The organism is Streptomyces sp. NPDC002690, assembly GCF_053592415.1.
On sequence record NZ_JBSFVR010000172.1, the window covers coordinates 1 to 15,403 of the forward strand.

Below are 15,403 nucleotides of genomic sequence, written 5' to 3' on the forward strand. Positions count from 1 at the left end.
ATCGAAGGAGAACCGGAATTCCTCGACGGGCGTCATGGAGGCCATGCCCGGCCTTCGCCGTTCGTCCGTCCGGCCGTTCGGCCGGCCGGGGTCAGGTTCTCTGCTTGCCGTGCCCTCGGATCGACTGCCAGACGACATCGCCGACACCGACCACCGCCACCGCGCCGATCAACTGGAGCACGTGCCGGATCCAGTCGATGCCCTTGGTGTCCTCGACGCCGATCCAGGCCGCCACGGCGTTACCGAGGATGCTGCCGATGATGCCGAACACGGTCGTCAGCCACAGGGGGATGTCCTGCTTGCCCGGCAGGATCGCCTTCGCGATCAGCCCCAGCACCAGGCCCACGATGATCGCCCACAACCAGCTCATACCGCCTCCTCGAACTGCGCGTCATGCGCATATGCGCTCAAGTCTCGTGCGCGGGGACTTGTGGCGCATGTCGGGCGCTTCCGTCCGGGCGGAACGCGCGGCTCGGAAGATGCGCGGCCGGCCCACCCGGTCTCGTTCGTGGAGCGTGCCGGGCGTACCGTGAGAGCGGTCCGGTCCGAGGTGTCCGGCACAGCGAGCGGGCGGTGGGAACTTGATGGGCAAGCGCGACGACGCGGAGGTCTTCCGGATCACGGGGGCCAGGCAGGGGCTGGCCGACGACGTGCGAGGCCGGCAGCGGCGGTACGTGATCTCGATGTCCGTGCGGACGGTGTCGGTGATCCTCGCCGCGGTCCTCTGGAACGTCGAGCGGCACATCTCCATGGTCGCGCTGGCTCTGGGCCTGTTGCTGCCGTACGTGGCGGTGGTCGTCGCCAACGCGGGCCGGGAGAACGCCCCTTCACTGCCGTCCACCTTCGTGCCCGCTCCCGTGCGGCCGGCCCTGAAGCCGGGGTCCGGGACGGAAACCGGTGCGGGGAGCCACTCCGGTACGGGTGCGGAGAGCACCTTCGGCACCGACGGTCGCACCCGGTATCCGCACGAGCACGGATGACCGCCGCTGTCACGCGAAGCTCAAGAAAACCTCAGATCAATCATGGAGTTCGGGTGCACCGCGACTGGGTGTGCGTGACATACTCCTTCATACGCTCCGCATCCCCCGTCGGAGCGAGAGACCGACGCCGAGCAGCTCCCCCCGTGGCTGCTCGGCGTCGTTTTTTCTCGCCCTCCGGACGCCCGCGGAGAGCGCCGCACCGGCTGTTTTAGGGTGGAGGCCGTGAACTTCCCCCTGACTTCCGCCGAGAGCGACACCGGTGCCCCCGTCTGCTCCGCCAAGGGCTGCCGCGCGGGCGCGGTATGGGTGCTCGCCTGGAACAACCCCAAGCTGCACACCCCGGAGCGCCGCAAGACCTGGCTCGCCTGCGAGGAGCACCGCGAGCACCTGTCGCAGTTCCTGGGCGTACGCGGTTTCCTGAAGGACGTCGTGCCGCTGGCCGACTGGGAGGCCCCGGCGGGGGGCTGAACGCCCGCAGGGCCTTTGGCCCCGTCCCCCCCGTACGCCGGTCAGCCGTCGGTCCACGGCACCGGCCGGTCAGCCGCCGATCGACGACATCGGCCGGTCGGGCTGGAGGAAGGACGGGTCGTCCAGGCCCGATCCCGCTTTCTTGCCCCACATGGCGACGCGCCAGAGCCGGGCGATCTCCTCGTCCGCCGCACCGGAACGCAGCGCGGTCCGCAGGTCGGTCTCCTCACGGGCGAAGAGGCAGTTGCGGACCTGTCCGTCGGCGGTGAGCCGGGTGCGGTCGCAGGCCCGGCAGAACGGGCGGGTCACCGAGGCGATGACCCCGACGCGGTGCGGGCCGCCGTCCACGGTCCAGCGTTCGGCGGGGGCGGAGCCGCGTGCCCCGTCGTCCTCGGCGGTGAGCGTGAAGCGGGTGCGCAGCGAGGCGAGGATGTCACCCGCGGTGATCAGGCCGTCGCGCTTCCAGCCGTGCTGGGCGTCCAGCGGCATCTGCTCGATGAAGCGGAGTTCGTAGCCGTGGTCGACGGCCCAGGCGAGGAGTTCGGGGGCCTCGTCGTCGTTGAGTCCGGGCATGAGCACGGAGTTGACCTTGACGGGGGTGAGGCCCGCCTCGTGCGCGGCGGTGAGTCCGTCCAGCACGTCCCGGTGGCGGTCGCGGCGGGTCAGCGTCTTGAAGACGTCGGGCCGCAGGGTGTCCAGGGAGACGTTGACCCGGTCGAGCCCGGCCGCCTTGAGGGCGGCGGCGGTGCGCCCCAGCCCGATGCCGTTGGTGGTGAGGGACATCCGGGGGCGGGGGGTCAGGGCGGCGCACTGCTCGACGATGCCCACCAGGCCGGGGCGGAGCAGGGGCTCGCCGCCGGTGAACCGCACCTCGGTGACGCCGAGCAGCTCGACGCTGATCCGTACGAGCCGGACGATCTCCTCGTCGCTGAGCAGCTCGCTCTTGCCGAGCCACTGGAGTCCCTCTTCGGGCATGCAGTAGGTGCAGCGGAGATTGCATTTGTCGGTCAGGGAGACACGCAGGTCGGTGGCGACCCGGTCGTAGGTGTCGATGAGCATGTGCGCCCCTCCCCCGATGGCTGTCATGGCTTCGTTGTGGGTCGGTCCTGACCCTTCACTCTTCGAGACTACGCGAGCCGGGCGGCGGGCCCCGCGCACGGTGGCCGCACGACCGCGCCGGTCACGTCGTGAGGACTCTACGACGTGACCGGCGCGGGACGGCGTTCCACATTCGTACGCTTGTGTGAACTTCCGTGCTCAGTGCGCGGCGACACCGGTGAGGGACTTGACCTCCAGCTCGGCGTACTTGCCCTTGTCGGGCTCTTCCTTGGAGAGCAGGGAGCCCACCAGGCCGAGCAGGAAGCCCAGCGGGATGGAGATCAGGCCGGGGTTCTCCAGCGGGAACCAGGCGAAGTCGACGTCCGGGAACATCGAGGACGGCTTGGAGGAGACGACCGGCGAGAAGAGCACCAGCAGGACGGAGGAGGCGAGCCCGCCGTAGATGGACCAGAGGGCGCCCTGGGTGGTGAACCGCTTCCAGAAGAGGCTGTAGAGGATCGTCGGCAGGTTGGCGGAGGCGGCTACGGCGAAGGCCAGGGCGACCAGTCCGGCCACGTTGAGGTCACGGGCCATGGCGCCGAGGCCGATGGAGACGATGCCGATGGCGACGGTGGCCCACTTGGCGGCGCGGACCTCCTCCTTCTCCGTCGCCTTCCCCTTGCGGATGACGTTGGCGTAGATGTCGTGGGCGAAGGACGAGGAGGACGCCAGGGTGAGTCCGGCGACCACGGCGAGGATGGTGGCGAAGGCGACGGCGGAGATCACCGCGAGGAGTACGGCGCCGCCGGTGGATCCCGCGCCTCCGCCGATCTCCAGGGCGGCCAGCGGGGCCGCGGTGTTGCCCGCCTTGTTCGAGGCGACGATGTCGTCCGGCTTGAGCAGCGCCGCGGCACCGAAGCCGAGCACGATCGTCATCAGGTAGAAGGCGCCGATGATGCCGATGGCCCAGTTGACGGACTTACGGGCCGCCTTGGCGGTGGGCACGGTGTAGAAGCGGATCAGGATGTGCGGCAGTCCGGCGGTCCCGAGGACGAGGGCGATGCCGAGGGAGAGGAAGTCCAGCTTCGAGGTGCCGGTGGCGCCGTACTTCAGGCCGGGCTCCAGGAAGGCGTGGCCCTTTCCGCTGTTGGTGGCGGCGGTGCCCAGCAGGTCCGAGATGTTGAAGTGGAACTTCAGCAGGATCAGGAAGGTGATCAGCAGGGTGCCCGCGATGAGCAGGACGGCCTTGACCATCTGCACCCAGGTGGTGCCCTTCATGCCGCCGATGGTGACGTACACGATCATGAGCAGGCCGACCAGGGCGACGATGGCGATCTTCCCGCCGTCGCTGGTGATGCCGAGCAGCAGCGAGACGAGCACACCGGCGCCGGCCATCTGGGCGAGCAGGTAGAAGATCGACACGACGATGGTGGAGGCGCCCGCGGCGGTACGTACGGGGCGCTGGCGCATGCGGTAGGCGAGGACGTCGCCCATCGTGTAGCGGCCGGAGTTGCGCAGGGGTTCGGCGACCAGGAGCAGGGCGACGAGCCAGGCGACGAGGAAGCCGATGGAGTAGAGGAAGCCGTCGTAGCCGAAGAGCGCGATGGCTCCGGCGATGCCGAGGAAGGACGCGGCGGACATGTAGTCGCCGGAGACGGCGAGTCCGTTCTGGAAGCCGGTGAACTGGCGTCCGCCCGCGTAGAAGTCGGCGGCGCTCTTGGTCTGGCGGCCGGCCCACACGGTGATGCAGAGGGTCGCGACGACGAAGACCGCGAAGAGGGTGATGATCAGCGTCCGGTGGTCGCTCGCACCTTCGGCGGCGAGCTGGACGGCGGGGTGCGCGACCTGGGCGGCGCTCATGCGTCGGCCTCCATACGGGACTTGATGGCCGCCGCCTTCGGGTCGAGCTTGGTGGCGGCGTGGCGGGAGTAGAACCACGCGATGAGGAAGGTCGTGGCGAACTGGGCGAGCCCGAGGACGAGCGCGACGTTGATGTTGCCGACGATCTTGGTGCCCATGAAGTCGCCCGCGTAGTTGCAGAGCAGGACGTAGAGCAGGTACCAGGTGACGAAGGCCACGGTCAGCGGGAAGGCGAACGACCGGTGCGACCGGCGCAGTTCGGCGAACTCCGCGCTCTCCTGCACCTCAAGGTAGGCCTCGGTGGTGGGCTCGGCGGGACGGGCGTCCGTACCGCCCTCGGGCGGCGGTGCATCGGTAGCCACGGATTCTCCTCGCGACGCGGGTGCGGTGATGGGGGACGTGATCGGTCTCATGGGGAACCTCACTGGATCGGTCGTGCGACTCCCCTGACAACGGCACGTGCGGCACGACGAAGCGGTTCATCACCTCTTTCGGCCGCCGGGGTGACGGGAAACCAGCCCGAACGGCCCTCGGAGATCACCCTTCGAACTCGTTTGCCTCAATTCATTGATGCGCGGCAATGATCGACGCTAGTTTCACTGGTCATGTACCCGACCAGACACGCAAGGTGTCCGGCCGGCTGATACGGATGATGTGGAGAACCCATGGCTCATCTGGCATCCAGGCGCGTACGTTCACTCGCGCTGCCCGTAGGACTCGCGCTCACCGCTTCCCTCGGCTTCCTGCCGGCCACCACCGCCTCGGCCGCACCGGCCCCGGCCGTGTCGCTGGACGGCCCGAAGCTCAGTTACGTCGTGAACACCGAAGGCAGTCACAAGACGGTCGAGCAGGTCGAGAAGGCCGTCGCGAAGGCCGGCGGCACGATCGTCGTCGCGTACGACCAGATCGGCGTCCTCGTCGTCCACTCGCAGAACCCGTCGTTCGCTCAGACCATCCGCGCGGTGCGCGGGGTCGAGTCGGCCGGCGCCACCCGCACCAACCCGATCGTCCCGCAGTCGACCACCGACGTCGGTGCGGCGGCCCAGCCGCTCACGGCGACGGAGGCGGCCGGTGCGGCCGCGGACGCGACCACCGCCCAGGACCCGCTGGAGCCGTTGCAGTGGGACCTGCCCGCCATGAAGGCGGACAAGGCGCACGAGATCACCCTCGGCAGCAGGAACGTCACGGCAGCCGTGATCGACACCGGCGTCGACGACACCCACCCCGACCTGGCGCCCAACTTCGACGCGGCGGCCTCCGCCAACTGCGTCTCCGGCGCCCCCGACACCACGCCGGGGTCCTGGCGCCCCGCCGCGGGCGAGAGCGACCACGGCACCCACGTCGCCGGCACCATCGCCGCGGCGAAGAACGGCATCGGCGTCACGGGCGTCGCCCCGGGCGTGAAGGTCGCCGGCATCAAGGTCGCGACCTCGGACGGGTTCTTCTACACGGAGGCCGTCGTCTGCGGCTTCGTCTGGGCCGCCGAGCACGGCGTCGACGTGACGAACAACAGCTATTACACCGACCCTTGGCTCTACAACTGCAAGAACGACCCCGACCAGGGCGCCCTGGTCGAGGCGCTCGGCCGGGCCACCCGTTACGCGGAGAGCAAGGGTGTCGTGAACGTCGCGGCGGCCGGCAACTCCGCCGAGGATCTGGCGGCCAAGTCGATCGAGGACTCGACGAGCCCCAACGACACCGTGACCGAGGACCGGGTCATCGACCCGCGCACCTGCCTCGACATCCCGTCGATGCTGCCGGGTGTGGTGACCGTCTCCGCCACGGGCGCGAAGGGCCTCAAGGCGTCGTACTCGAACTACGGCTACGGAGTGATCGACGTGGCCGCTCCGGGCGGTGACTCGACGATCTATCAGAAGCCCGAGGCCCCGGCGACCAGCGGTCTCATCCTCTCGACGCTGCCGGGCGGCCAGTACGGCTACAAGGCCGGTACCTCGATGGCGACCCCGCACGTCGTGGGTGTCGTGGCCCTGATCGAGTCGAAGCACCCGCACGCCTCTCCCGCCGCGGTCAAGGCGCTGCTGGCCCTGGAGGCCGACGCCACCGCGTGCGGAGCCCCGTACGACATCGACAGCGACGGCACCGTCGACGCGGTCTGCAAGGGCGGCAAGGCGTACAACGGCTTCTACGGAGCCGGGAACGTGGACGCGCTGGACGCGGTCCGCTTCTGAAGGCTGTTCCGCACAGAACCGGGAGGGCCCGGGAAGCATCGCGACATCGCTTCCCGGGCCCTCCCGGCGTTCCGCCGGACACCGGCTACGGCTTGACGAGCACCTTCAGCGCGGTGCGCTCGTCCATCGCCTTGTAGCCGGCGGGCACCTCGTCCAGGCCGACCGCCAGGTCGAAGACGGGCGACGGGTCGATGGTGCCGTCCAGCACGTCGGGGAGAAGCTCGGGAATGTACGCGCGCACCGGCGCGACACCGCCGCGCAGGGCGACGTTGCGGTTGAACATGTCGCCGAGGTCCAGGCCGGTGCCACTGCCGTGCGGGACGCCGACGAAGCCGACGGCCCCGCCGTCGCGGGCGATCCCGAAGGCGGTCCGCATGGACTGCTCGGTGCCGACGGCCTCGATGACGCTGTGCGCGCCCGCGCCGCCGGTCAGCTCGCGCACCGCGGCCACGGCCTCCTCGCCGCGTGCCGCGACGACGTCGGTGGCACCGAAGGCGCGGGCGATGTCGGTACGGGCGGTGTGGCGGCCCAGTGCGATGATCCGGTCGGCGCCGAGGCGCTTGGCGGCCATGACGCCGCAGAGGCCGACCGCGCCGTCACCGACGACCGCGACGGTTGCACCGGGCTTCACCCCGGCGCCCACGGCTGCGTGGTGGCCGGTGCCCAGCACGTCGGAGAGGGCCAGCAGCGCGGTGAGCAGCCGGTCGTCCGAGGCGGCCTCGGCGGGAAGCTTGACGAGGGTGCCATCGGCGAAGGGGACCCGGACGGCCTCGCCCTGGCCGCCGTCGGAGCCCTCGGAACCCCAGAACCCGCCCTGCGGGCAGGAGGTGTGGAGGCCGTCGGCGCAGTAGGCGCAAGTGCCGTCCGACCAGACGAAGGGTGCGACGACGAGGTCGCCGGCCCGGAAGCCGGTGACGTCGGAGCCGGCCTGCTCGACGACGCCGAGGAACTCGTGGCCTATGCGCTGGCCGGGCTTGCGGGCGGACTCGCCGCGGTAGGCCCACAGGTCGCTGCCGCAGATGCAGGCGCGCAGCACCCGCACCACCGCGTCGGTGGGCTGCTGGACGACCGGGTCCGGCACTTCCTCCACCCGGATGTCGTGCGGGGCATGGATGACGGTGGCGCGCATGTGGGGGTCCTTGCTGGTTTCAGGCGGTTTCAACCTTTCCACGGTACGCCCCCGCCGCCATGAGCCCCCGTACACCCCCGGGGCCGCCTCCGACCAGCGCTCCGGTGGTGAGCAGGAGCTGGGCGGCGATGTAGGTGAGCATGACGAGGAAGTCGTGGGCGGGCGGCTGCGGCCAGTCGGCGACCCCGGTGGCGATCAGCGAGTCGGAGAGCAGGAAGAGCGCCCCGCCGGCGGCGGCGTACCGGCCGAGGAGGCCGGAGCGCCAGGCCATGGTGGCGAGCAGCAGGCTGTACCCGGTCATCGGCAGGCGCATCCCGGCCGGCAGATCGCCCCACATCACCACCAGGAAGGCGGTGAGCAGGGCCGCGTAGGCGCAGCCCGCAGCCCATGAGGCCCGGGCGCGGCCGAAGAGCCCGAGATAACAGAGGTGGCCGGCGGCGAAGGAGCCCATGCCGATGAGGAAGGCGGTGTCGTGGTCCACCATCAGGGCCACGTCGCCGCCCCATCCGAAGAGCAGCGCGGCGATCAGCCACCGGGGCCCGCCCCGGACGGCGGCGTACGCGGCGAGCACCGGCATCAGCAGCGGCTTGGCGAGGAGGTGGGCGGTGTCCGCCCCGGCCAGCAGCCCGCCCAGGTCGGCGGCGGACAGCGCGAGGTACCCGGCGAGCAGCAGCGGTGCCGCCCTGGCCGTCCGGGCGGGGCGCGTCCCCCTCGCGGGCGCGTCCCAGGCGCGGCCGGTCATCCGGTGGTCCCGGCGACCGGAGGGTGCTGCGGGGCCGCGGCGGTCGTGGGTGCGGTGGCGGAGGCTGCGGCGGGCTGCCAGCCGGGGCCCCGGAAGACCCGTCCGGCGCGCTCGCTCCAGCTCGTCGCCGCCCGGACGTCCCGGGCTATCGCCGCGTACTCGTGGGTGGCGACGCGCAGCGGGTTGTGGGTGGCGATGTTCTTGGTGAGGCCGTAGACGGGCCGTTCCCTCTCCTCGGTGAACGATCCGAAGGCCCGGTCCCAGAGGATCAGGATGCCGCCGAAGTTCCGGTCCAGGTAGCCGCCCTGGGAGGCGTGGTGCACCCGGTGGTGGGAGGGCGTGTTGAGGACGTACTCGAAGGGGCGGGGGAGTTTCCCGACGCGTTCGGTGTGCACCCAGAACTGGTAGACGAGGTTGGCCGACTGGCAGAAGGCGAGCGCGGCGGGGTGCACCCCGCAGGCGACCATCGGCAGGTAGAACGGCCAGACGGTGGCGGAGGTCCAGGGCTGGCGCAGTGCGGTGGTGAGGTTGAACTTCCGGCTGGAGTGGTGGACCACGTGGCAGGCCCAGAGCAGGCGGATGACGTGGTGGCCGCGGTGGGACCAGTAGTAGAGGAAGTCCTGGGCGAGCAGCATCAGCAGGACCGTCCACCACAGGACGGGGACCCGCAGCGGGGTGAGTTCGTACACCGCCGTGTAGAGGGCCACGATCGGGATCTTCCACAGCAGGTCGAAGCCGAGCGAGCCGAGCCCCATGGTGACGCTGGTCGCCGCGTCCCTGGTGTCGTAGCCGGCGGCGTCCTCGTCCGGGTGGAAGCGGTAGCTGATCATCTCGACGAGGGTGAGCAGGACGAAGGCCGGCAGGGACCACAGCACGACATCGGGCAGGTTCGGCTCCATGCGATGAACCGTAGGGCTGCCACGGGGTGGCGGAACAGACGTGGTTACCACCAAGTAAGGGGGACCCGACACCCCTGTTGTTTGGTGAGTTCCACCAACAGGGTTCACACCCCGGCCATCCCCAGCAGCGTTCCCGCCGCGTAGGTGACGCCCATCGCCACCGCTCCCCCGCCGGCGTTGCGCAGCACCGCCGGGGCCACCGGGGCGTCCCCGAGGCGGGCGCTCCACCAGCCGGTGGCCGTGAGGGCGACGAGCACCGAGGCCACGGTCACCAGCAGCCGGTACGAGGAGGGCGGCAGCACGATCGCGAGCAGCGGCAGCAGCGCGCCCGCCGTGAACGCGAGGAAGCTGGCGCCCGCCGCGTGCCAGGGGTTGGTGAGCTCGTCGGGGTCGATGCCGAGTTCGACCTCCGCGTGGGCGCGCAGCGCGTCGCGGTCGGTGAGCTGGAGGGCTGCCTCGCGGGCGACCTCGCGGCTGAGGCCCTTGCCCTCCAGCAGGTCGGTCAGCTCGGCGAGTTCCGCCTCGGGTTCATCGCGGAGTTCGCGGCGTTCGGTGGCGAGGGCGGCCTTCTCGGAGTCGCGCTGGGTGGAGACGGAGACGTACTCCCCGGCGGCCATGGACATCGATCCCGCCAGCAGTCCGGCGAGCCCCGCCGTGAGCAGCGCGTTCCGGTCGCCTGTGGCACCCGCCACACCGACGACGAGGCCGGCCGTGGAGACCACGCCGTCGTTGGCTCCGAGGACGGCGGCCCGCAGCCAGTTCAACCGGGTTCCGAGGGCCCCGTCGTGGGGCTCGTCGTGCTGCGGGGCGCCTTGGGTGTCCGTCACCCGCGGATCGTCTCACCGCACGGGGGACGAACGGGAGGACCCCTACCGCATCGGCGTCCGGAAGGCGGCCGAATAGGGGACTGTCGGTCTCGGCCCGTATTCTCTGTGACCATGCTCGACGACCGTCAGACCGCAGCGCCGTGGCCGGCCGCGTATCCCCAGGGATACGCGGTCGTCGACGTGGAGACCACCGGACTCGCCCGCGACGACCGGATAGTGTCCGCCGCCGTCTACCGCCTGGACGCCCGGGGCGAGATCGAGGACCACTGGTACACGCTGGTGAACCCGGAGCGCGACCCGGGGCCGGTGTGGATCCACGGCCTGACCACCGAGGTGCTCGAAGGCGCCCCGCTCTTCGCGGAGATCGCCGGGCAGCTCTCGGAGTACCTCACCGGCCGGGTGCTGGTCGCCCACAACGCCGCGTTCGACTGGTCGATGATCGCCCGCGAGTACGCGCGCGCCTCCGTGGTCGCCCCGGTCGAGCAGCGGCTCTGCACCATCGCGCTCGCCAAGGAGCTGCGGCTGCCGCTGCCCAACCACAAGTTGTCGTCGCTGGCCTCGCACTTCGGGGTCGTCCAGGAGCAGGCGCACCACGCGCTGGACGACGCGCGGGTGCTGGCCGAGGCGTTCCGGCCGAGCCTGCGGGCGGCGGCGCGGGACGGGGTGCGGCTGCCGCTGCTGGAGTGCCGGCCGCTGACCGAGTGGTCGGACTCGCCGGTGCGGCCGAAGATCGGCCACCAGCCGTCGTACGGGCAGAACAGCTGGCGCCCCTCGCGGAAGCGGGCCGCCTGCCCGTACCCCAATCCGGGGCGGTACAGCGCGGACCAGCCGTTGAAGCAGGGCATGCGGGTGGCGTTCTCCGGGGACACCTCGGTCGACCGTGAGCTGCTGGAGGACCGCGCGGTGGAGGCCGGACTGCACATCGCGACGAGTGTGTCGCGCCTCACCAGCCTGCTGGTGACCAACGATCCGGACTCCGCGACCTCGAAGACGGTCAAGGCGAAGTCGTTCGGTACGCCGGTGGTGGACGAGGCGGCCTTCACCCATCTGCTGCGGGACGTGGCACCGGCCGCACCACCGGCATAGGAGTGAACCGGCGGCGACTCGCCCGGTCGCCGCTCGCCCGCCGCTCGCCCGCGTCCCACCCTGTGGCGCATGGCACGTTGTGAGGTTTGCGGAAACGACTACGGGATGTCCTTCGAGGTGCACGCGCAGGGCGCGGTGCACGTCTTCGACTGCTTCGCCTGCGCCATCCACCGCATGGCGCCGATCTGTGAGCACTGCCGTGTGCAGGTGATCGGGCAGGGCGTCGAGGTGGACGGGCACTGGTTCTGCGGCGGTCACTGCGCCCGCGCCGAGGGGAAGGCGGGCATCGTGGACAAAGTGTGACGGGTCCGTCGGACCACCCCACCGTGACGCACCCCATGACCCCGGTTGTACGGTCATGGGGTGTACCGCTTCCTGTTGACCCGGCAGTGGGTGCTCGTCACCCTCCTCGTCCTCGTCCTGATCCCGACCATGGTCGAGCTGGGCTTCTGGCAGCTGCACCGCCATCAGCACAAGGTCGCGCAGAACGCCCTGATCGCACGGAACCTCTCGGCCGATCCGGAGCCCGTCCAGCGGCTCACGTCGCCCGGCCACACCGTGCCCCGCGCGGACTACTGGCGCACGGTCAGCGCCCGGGGCACCTTCGACACCGCCCACGAGGTCGTGGTGCGCCGCCGCACGTCCGACGACGGCCGGATCGGGGTGCACGTCCTCACCCCGCTGAACCTCGACGGCGGCGGCACCGTCATGGTGAACCGCGGCTGGGTCGAGTCCGCCGCCGACCAGGCGGCCTTCCCCGACGTACCGGCCGCCCCCAAGGGCGATGTCACCGTCACCGGACGGCTGATGGCGGACGAGACGACGGGCACCAGCGGCATCAAGGACCTCAAAGGGCTACCGGACCGCCAGGTCATGCTGATCAACAGCGCTCAGCAGTCGGCGCTGCTCTCCCGTCCGGTCCTCGGGGGCTACATCGAGATGACCGCGCCCGCGGCGGCGGGGAACTCGCCCGAGCAGATCGCCACCCCCGACCACGATTCGATCGGCCCCCACATGGCGTACGCCGTGCAGTGGTGGCTGTTCGCGGCCGGTGTGCCGGTCGGCTGGACCGTGCTGGTACGCCGTGAGAAGCGCGACCGGGCCGAGGCGGCGGCGCAGGCCGCCGCGGAGAGCGCGGCGGGCGCCGGGGAGCCGGAGCCCGCCCGCGTGTAGGGAAACCTCGGCACGCGGCCACGCGTCCACCCGGACGGCCCCGCCCCGCCGGCATCCCGCCTGCTTAGCAACGGCCCCATTCGGGAAAACGCAACTGCGTGACTCAACGTATCGAGGACTACGCCCTCATCGGCGATCTCCAGACGGCCGCCCTCGTCGGCAGAAACGGTTCCGTCGACTGGCTCTGCCTGCCCCGCTTCGACTCGGGCGCCTGCTTCGCGGCGCTGCTGGGCGACGAGGACAACGGACACTGGCGGATCGCGCCCGAGGGCACCGCGGCATCCGACACCTGCACCCGTCGCGGCTACGCCGACGAATCCCTCGTCCTGGAGACCTACTGGGAGACCCCCACCGGCACGGTGAAGGTCAGCGACTTCATGCCGCAGCGCGACAAGTCGCCCGACCTGATGCGGATCGTCGAGGGGATCAGCGGGAGCGTCAAGATGAGTTCGGTGCTGCGGCTGCGCTTCGACTTCGGGTCCATCGTGCCCTGGATGCGCCGGTCGCACGGACACCGGGTGGCGGTCGCCGGGCCGGACTCGGTCTGGCTGCGCAGCGACCCGCCGGTCAAGACGTGGGGGCAGCAGTTCAGCACCTGCTCCTCCTTCACGGTCGCCGAGGGCGAGCAGGTGGCCTTCGTCCTGACCTGGCATCCCTCGCACTCGCCGCGCCCCAAGCTGATCGACCCGTACAAGGCGTTGAAGCACACCTTGAAGGACTGGGCGAAGTGGTCGGCGACCTGCACCTATCAGGGGAAGTACCGGGACGCGGTGCTCCGGTCGCTGATCACGCTGAAGGCACTGACGTACCGGCCGACCGGCGGGATCGTGGCGGCCCCGACCACCTCGCTGCCCGAGGAGATCGGCGGTGTACGGAACTGGGACTACCGCTACTGCTGGCTGCGGGACGCCACCTTGACCCTCGGCGCTCTCCTGGCGGCCGGCTATCTCGACGAGGCGGCGGCCTGGCGGGACTGGCTGCTGCGCGCCGTCGCCGGCGACCCGGCCGACCTCCAGATCATGTACGGGCTGGCGGGTGAGCGCCGGCTGCCCGAGACGGAGCTGCCCTGGCTGTCCGGGTACGAGAACTCCCGGCCGGTCCGCACCGGCAACGCGGCGGTCCGTCAGCTCCAGCTCGACGTGTACGGAGAGGTCATCGACGCACTCCGCCTCGCCCGGGACGCGGGCCTGAGCGACAAGCCGCACGCCTGGAACCTCCAGCTCAGTCTGCTCGGCTTCCTGGAGTCCACCTGGCGCGAGCCCGACGAGGGCCTGTGGGAGATCCGGGGCGAGCGGCAGCACTTCGTCCACTCGAAGGTGATGGCCTGGGTCGCGGCGGACCGGGCGGTGGCCTCACTGGAGTCCGACCCCTCCCTGCCGGGCGACCCGGACCGCTGGCGCGCGATGCGCGACGCGGTGCACGCCGAGGTGTGCGAGAAGGGGTACGACCCCGTACGGAACACCTTCACCCAGTCGTACGGGTCGAAGGCGCTGGACGCGGCGACGCTGCTCATGGTCCGCACGGGTTTCCTGCCGCCGGACGACCCGCGGATCGTCGGCACGGTCGACGCGATCCGCGCGGAACTGGGCAGCGACGGCCTGGTCCGCCGCTACAGCACCGAGGAGGCGTCGGTGGACGGGCTGCCGGGCGAGGAGGGCGCCTTCATCGTCTGCACGTTCTGGCTCGCGGACGCGCTGCTGCGGACCGGACGGCCCGCCGAGGCGGAGGAGCTCTTCGAGCGGCTGCTGGAGCTGCGCAACGACGTGGGCCTGCTGGCCGAGGAGTACGACACGGTGACGGGCCGCCAGCTGGGGAACTACCCGCAGGCGTTCAGCCACATCGGGCTGGTGAACACGGCGGTGGCCCTCGCCGGGGACGAGGCGGCAGGATAGGGCCATGGATCTTGGACTGAAGGACCGCGTCTACGTCGTCACCGGGGCCAGCCGGGGGCTCGGCAACGCCGCGGCGACCGCTCTGGCGGCGGACGGCGCGAAGGTGCTCATCACCGGTCGGGACGAGAAGAGCATCACGGCCGCCGCCGCCGCGCTCGGCCCCGACGCCCTCGGCGTCGCGGCCGACAACGGCGACCCGACCGCCGCCCGGACGCTGCTGAACGCGGCGAAGGAACGGTTCGGGCGGCTCGACGGCGTGCTGATCAGCGTCGGCGGGCCGCCGCCGGGTTCCGCCGCCGACAACACCGACGAACAGTGGCAGTCGGCCTTCGAGTCGGTCTTCCTCGGCGCGGTGCGTCTGGCCCGCGCGGCGGCGGGGGAACTCGGCGAGGGCGGGGTCATCGGCTTCGTGCTGTCCGGGTCGGTCCACGAGCCGATCCCCGGTCTGACCATCTCCAACGGGCTGCGCCCCGGGCTGGCCGGTTTCGCCAAGTCCCTGGCGGCGGACCTCGGGCCGCGCGGCATCCGGGTGATCGGTCTGCTGCCCTCCCGCATCGACACCGACCGGGTGCGGGAGCTCGACGCGCTCTCCGGCGACGCGGACGCGGCCCGCACCGCGAGCGAGGCCCGCATCCCGCTGCGCCGGTACGGCACGCCCGAGGAGTTCGGGAAGACCGCGGCCTTCCTGCTCTCCCCCGCGGCGTCCTACCTCACCGGCATCATGCTGCCGGTGGACGGCGGTGCCCGGCACGGGTTCTGAGGAACCCGGAGTCCTGTCAGGTGACGCGTTCCGCGCGGTGCTTGACGGCCTTCAGCAGCACCTCGGCCGGCAGCTTCTCCAGTCCGGCCGAGGCACGGGCGTGGGCCAGCGCCTCGTCGGACAGGCCGCGGAGCGCTTCCGCCGGGACCGCGTGCGGTTCCAGCCGCATGCGGACCCGGGCGTGCGGAGCGGTCCGTCGGCCGGTCAGCGTGACCTGGGCACGGGCGACTCCGTCGAGGCCGCCCGCCTCCGCGGCGAGCACGCCCTCCAGGGCCCGGCCCCGAAGCAGCGCGCCCTCGCCGTCGCCGCTGTCGACCAGCACCTCGGCGAGCCGGGCCCGCCGCAGTTGCGCGAGCAGCC

The 15,403-nt window shown here is 71.2% G+C and carries 16 protein-coding genes and 1 pseudogene; 8 read left to right on the forward strand and 9 right to left on the reverse strand.

The window, feature by feature from the left end; genetic code table 11:
* Window positions 1–91: 91 nt before the first annotated feature.
* On the reverse strand, window positions 92–370 hold the full coding sequence (locus ACWD3D_RS21180; RefSeq protein ID WP_266702929.1) for a GlsB/YeaQ/YmgE family stress response membrane protein: 279 nt from the start codon (window positions 368–370) through the stop codon (window positions 92–94).
* 214 nt (window positions 371–584) lie between these two features.
* Here ACWD3D_RS21180 and ACWD3D_RS21185 point away from each other — a divergent pair, with 214 nt between their 5' ends.
* Both ACWD3D_RS21185 and ACWD3D_RS21190 read left to right on the forward strand, forming a co-directional pair.
* Window positions 585–980 (forward strand): DUF3099 domain-containing protein, encoded by a 396-nt coding sequence (locus ACWD3D_RS21185; RefSeq protein ID WP_451462389.1) that lies wholly within the window; start codon window positions 585–587, stop codon window positions 978–980.
* A gap of 222 nt (window positions 981–1,202) precedes the next feature.
* Complete coding sequence (locus ACWD3D_RS21190; protein WP_451462390.1) at window positions 1,203–1,448, forward strand: hypothetical protein; 246 nt, start codon at window positions 1,203–1,205, stop codon at window positions 1,446–1,448.
* A gap of 69 nt (window positions 1,449–1,517) precedes the next feature.
* Here the strand turns inward: ACWD3D_RS21190 and moaA are convergent, their stop codons facing one another.
* The 3 genes from moaA to ACWD3D_RS21205 form a co-directional block, all read right to left on the reverse strand.
* Complete coding sequence (moaA, locus tag ACWD3D_RS21195; protein WP_451462401.1) at window positions 1,518–2,507, reverse strand: GTP 3',8-cyclase MoaA; 990 nt, start codon at window positions 2,505–2,507, stop codon at window positions 1,518–1,520.
* 198 nt (window positions 2,508–2,705) lie between these two features.
* Window positions 2,706–4,346, reverse strand: a complete 1,641-nt coding sequence (locus tag ACWD3D_RS21200; RefSeq protein WP_451462391.1) for a solute symporter family protein — start codon at window positions 4,344–4,346, stop codon at window positions 2,706–2,708.
* Window positions 4,343–4,708 (reverse strand): DUF485 domain-containing protein, encoded by a 366-nt coding sequence (locus ACWD3D_RS21205; protein WP_451462392.1) that lies wholly within the window; start codon window positions 4,706–4,708, stop codon window positions 4,343–4,345. Before ACWD3D_RS21205 ends, ACWD3D_RS21200 begins: the two co-directional genes overlap by 4 nt.
* Window positions 4,709–5,011: 303 nt before the next feature.
* Between ACWD3D_RS21205 and ACWD3D_RS21210 the strand changes: the two genes are divergently transcribed.
* Window positions 5,012–6,535, forward strand: coding sequence for a S8 family peptidase (locus ACWD3D_RS21210; RefSeq protein WP_451462393.1), 1,524 nt, complete (start codon window positions 5,012–5,014; stop codon window positions 6,533–6,535).
* 85 nt (window positions 6,536–6,620) lie between these two features.
* Here ACWD3D_RS21210 and ACWD3D_RS21215 read toward each other — a convergent pair whose 3' ends face one another.
* The 4 genes from ACWD3D_RS21215 to ACWD3D_RS21230 form a co-directional block, all read right to left on the reverse strand.
* A complete protein-coding gene (locus ACWD3D_RS21215) occupies window positions 6,621–7,664 on the reverse strand; it encodes a zinc-dependent alcohol dehydrogenase family protein (protein ID WP_451462394.1) in 1,044 nt (347 codons plus the stop codon).
* A gap of 19 nt (window positions 7,665–7,683) precedes the next feature.
* Window positions 7,684–8,406, reverse strand: a complete 723-nt coding sequence (locus ACWD3D_RS21220; protein ID WP_451462395.1) for a lysoplasmalogenase — start codon at window positions 8,404–8,406, stop codon at window positions 7,684–7,686.
* On the reverse strand, window positions 8,403–9,305 hold the full coding sequence (locus ACWD3D_RS21225; protein ID WP_451462396.1) for a sterol desaturase family protein: 903 nt from the start codon (window positions 9,303–9,305) through the stop codon (window positions 8,403–8,405). The genes ACWD3D_RS21220 and ACWD3D_RS21225 overlap by 4 nt, the downstream gene beginning before the upstream one ends.
* Window positions 9,306–9,409: 104 nt before the next feature.
* Complete coding sequence (locus ACWD3D_RS21230; RefSeq protein WP_451462397.1) at window positions 9,410–10,132, reverse strand: VIT1/CCC1 transporter family protein; 723 nt, start codon at window positions 10,130–10,132, stop codon at window positions 9,410–9,412.
* Between the two features lie 105 nt (window positions 10,133–10,237).
* Here ACWD3D_RS21230 and ACWD3D_RS21235 point away from each other — a divergent pair, with 105 nt between their 5' ends.
* The 5 genes from ACWD3D_RS21235 to ACWD3D_RS21255 all read left to right on the forward strand — a co-directional run bounded on the left by ACWD3D_RS21235 (window position 10,238) and on the right by ACWD3D_RS21255 (window position 15,043).
* The gene (locus tag ACWD3D_RS21235; protein ID WP_387368665.1) at window positions 10,238–11,218 is read left to right on the forward strand and encodes a DEDDh family exonuclease; all 981 of its coding nucleotides are present in this window, start codon (window positions 10,238–10,240) and stop codon (window positions 11,216–11,218) included.
* 69 nt (window positions 11,219–11,287) lie between these two features.
* Window positions 11,288–11,521 (forward strand): hypothetical protein, encoded by a 234-nt coding sequence (locus tag ACWD3D_RS21240; protein ID WP_136320436.1) that lies wholly within the window; start codon window positions 11,288–11,290, stop codon window positions 11,519–11,521.
* A gap of 60 nt (window positions 11,522–11,581) precedes the next feature.
* Complete coding sequence (locus tag ACWD3D_RS21245) at window positions 11,582–12,391, forward strand: SURF1 family cytochrome oxidase biogenesis protein (protein ID WP_451462398.1); 810 nt, start codon at window positions 11,582–11,584, stop codon at window positions 12,389–12,391.
* A gap of 98 nt (window positions 12,392–12,489) precedes the next feature.
* Entirely contained in the window at window positions 12,490–14,283 is a 1,794-nt protein-coding gene (locus tag ACWD3D_RS21250; RefSeq protein WP_451462399.1) for a glycoside hydrolase family 15 protein, read from the forward strand.
* 4 nt (window positions 14,284–14,287) lie between these two features.
* Window positions 14,288–15,043, forward strand: coding sequence for an SDR family oxidoreductase (locus ACWD3D_RS21255; protein WP_451462400.1), 756 nt, complete (start codon window positions 14,288–14,290; stop codon window positions 15,041–15,043).
* A 16-nt stretch (window positions 15,044–15,059) separates the two neighbouring features.
* On the opposite strand, the pseudogene ACWD3D_RS21260 reads toward ACWD3D_RS21255, so the two are convergent.
* Window positions 15,060–15,403: pseudogene (locus tag ACWD3D_RS21260) on the reverse strand (alkaline shock response membrane anchor protein AmaP); the annotation flags it as partial.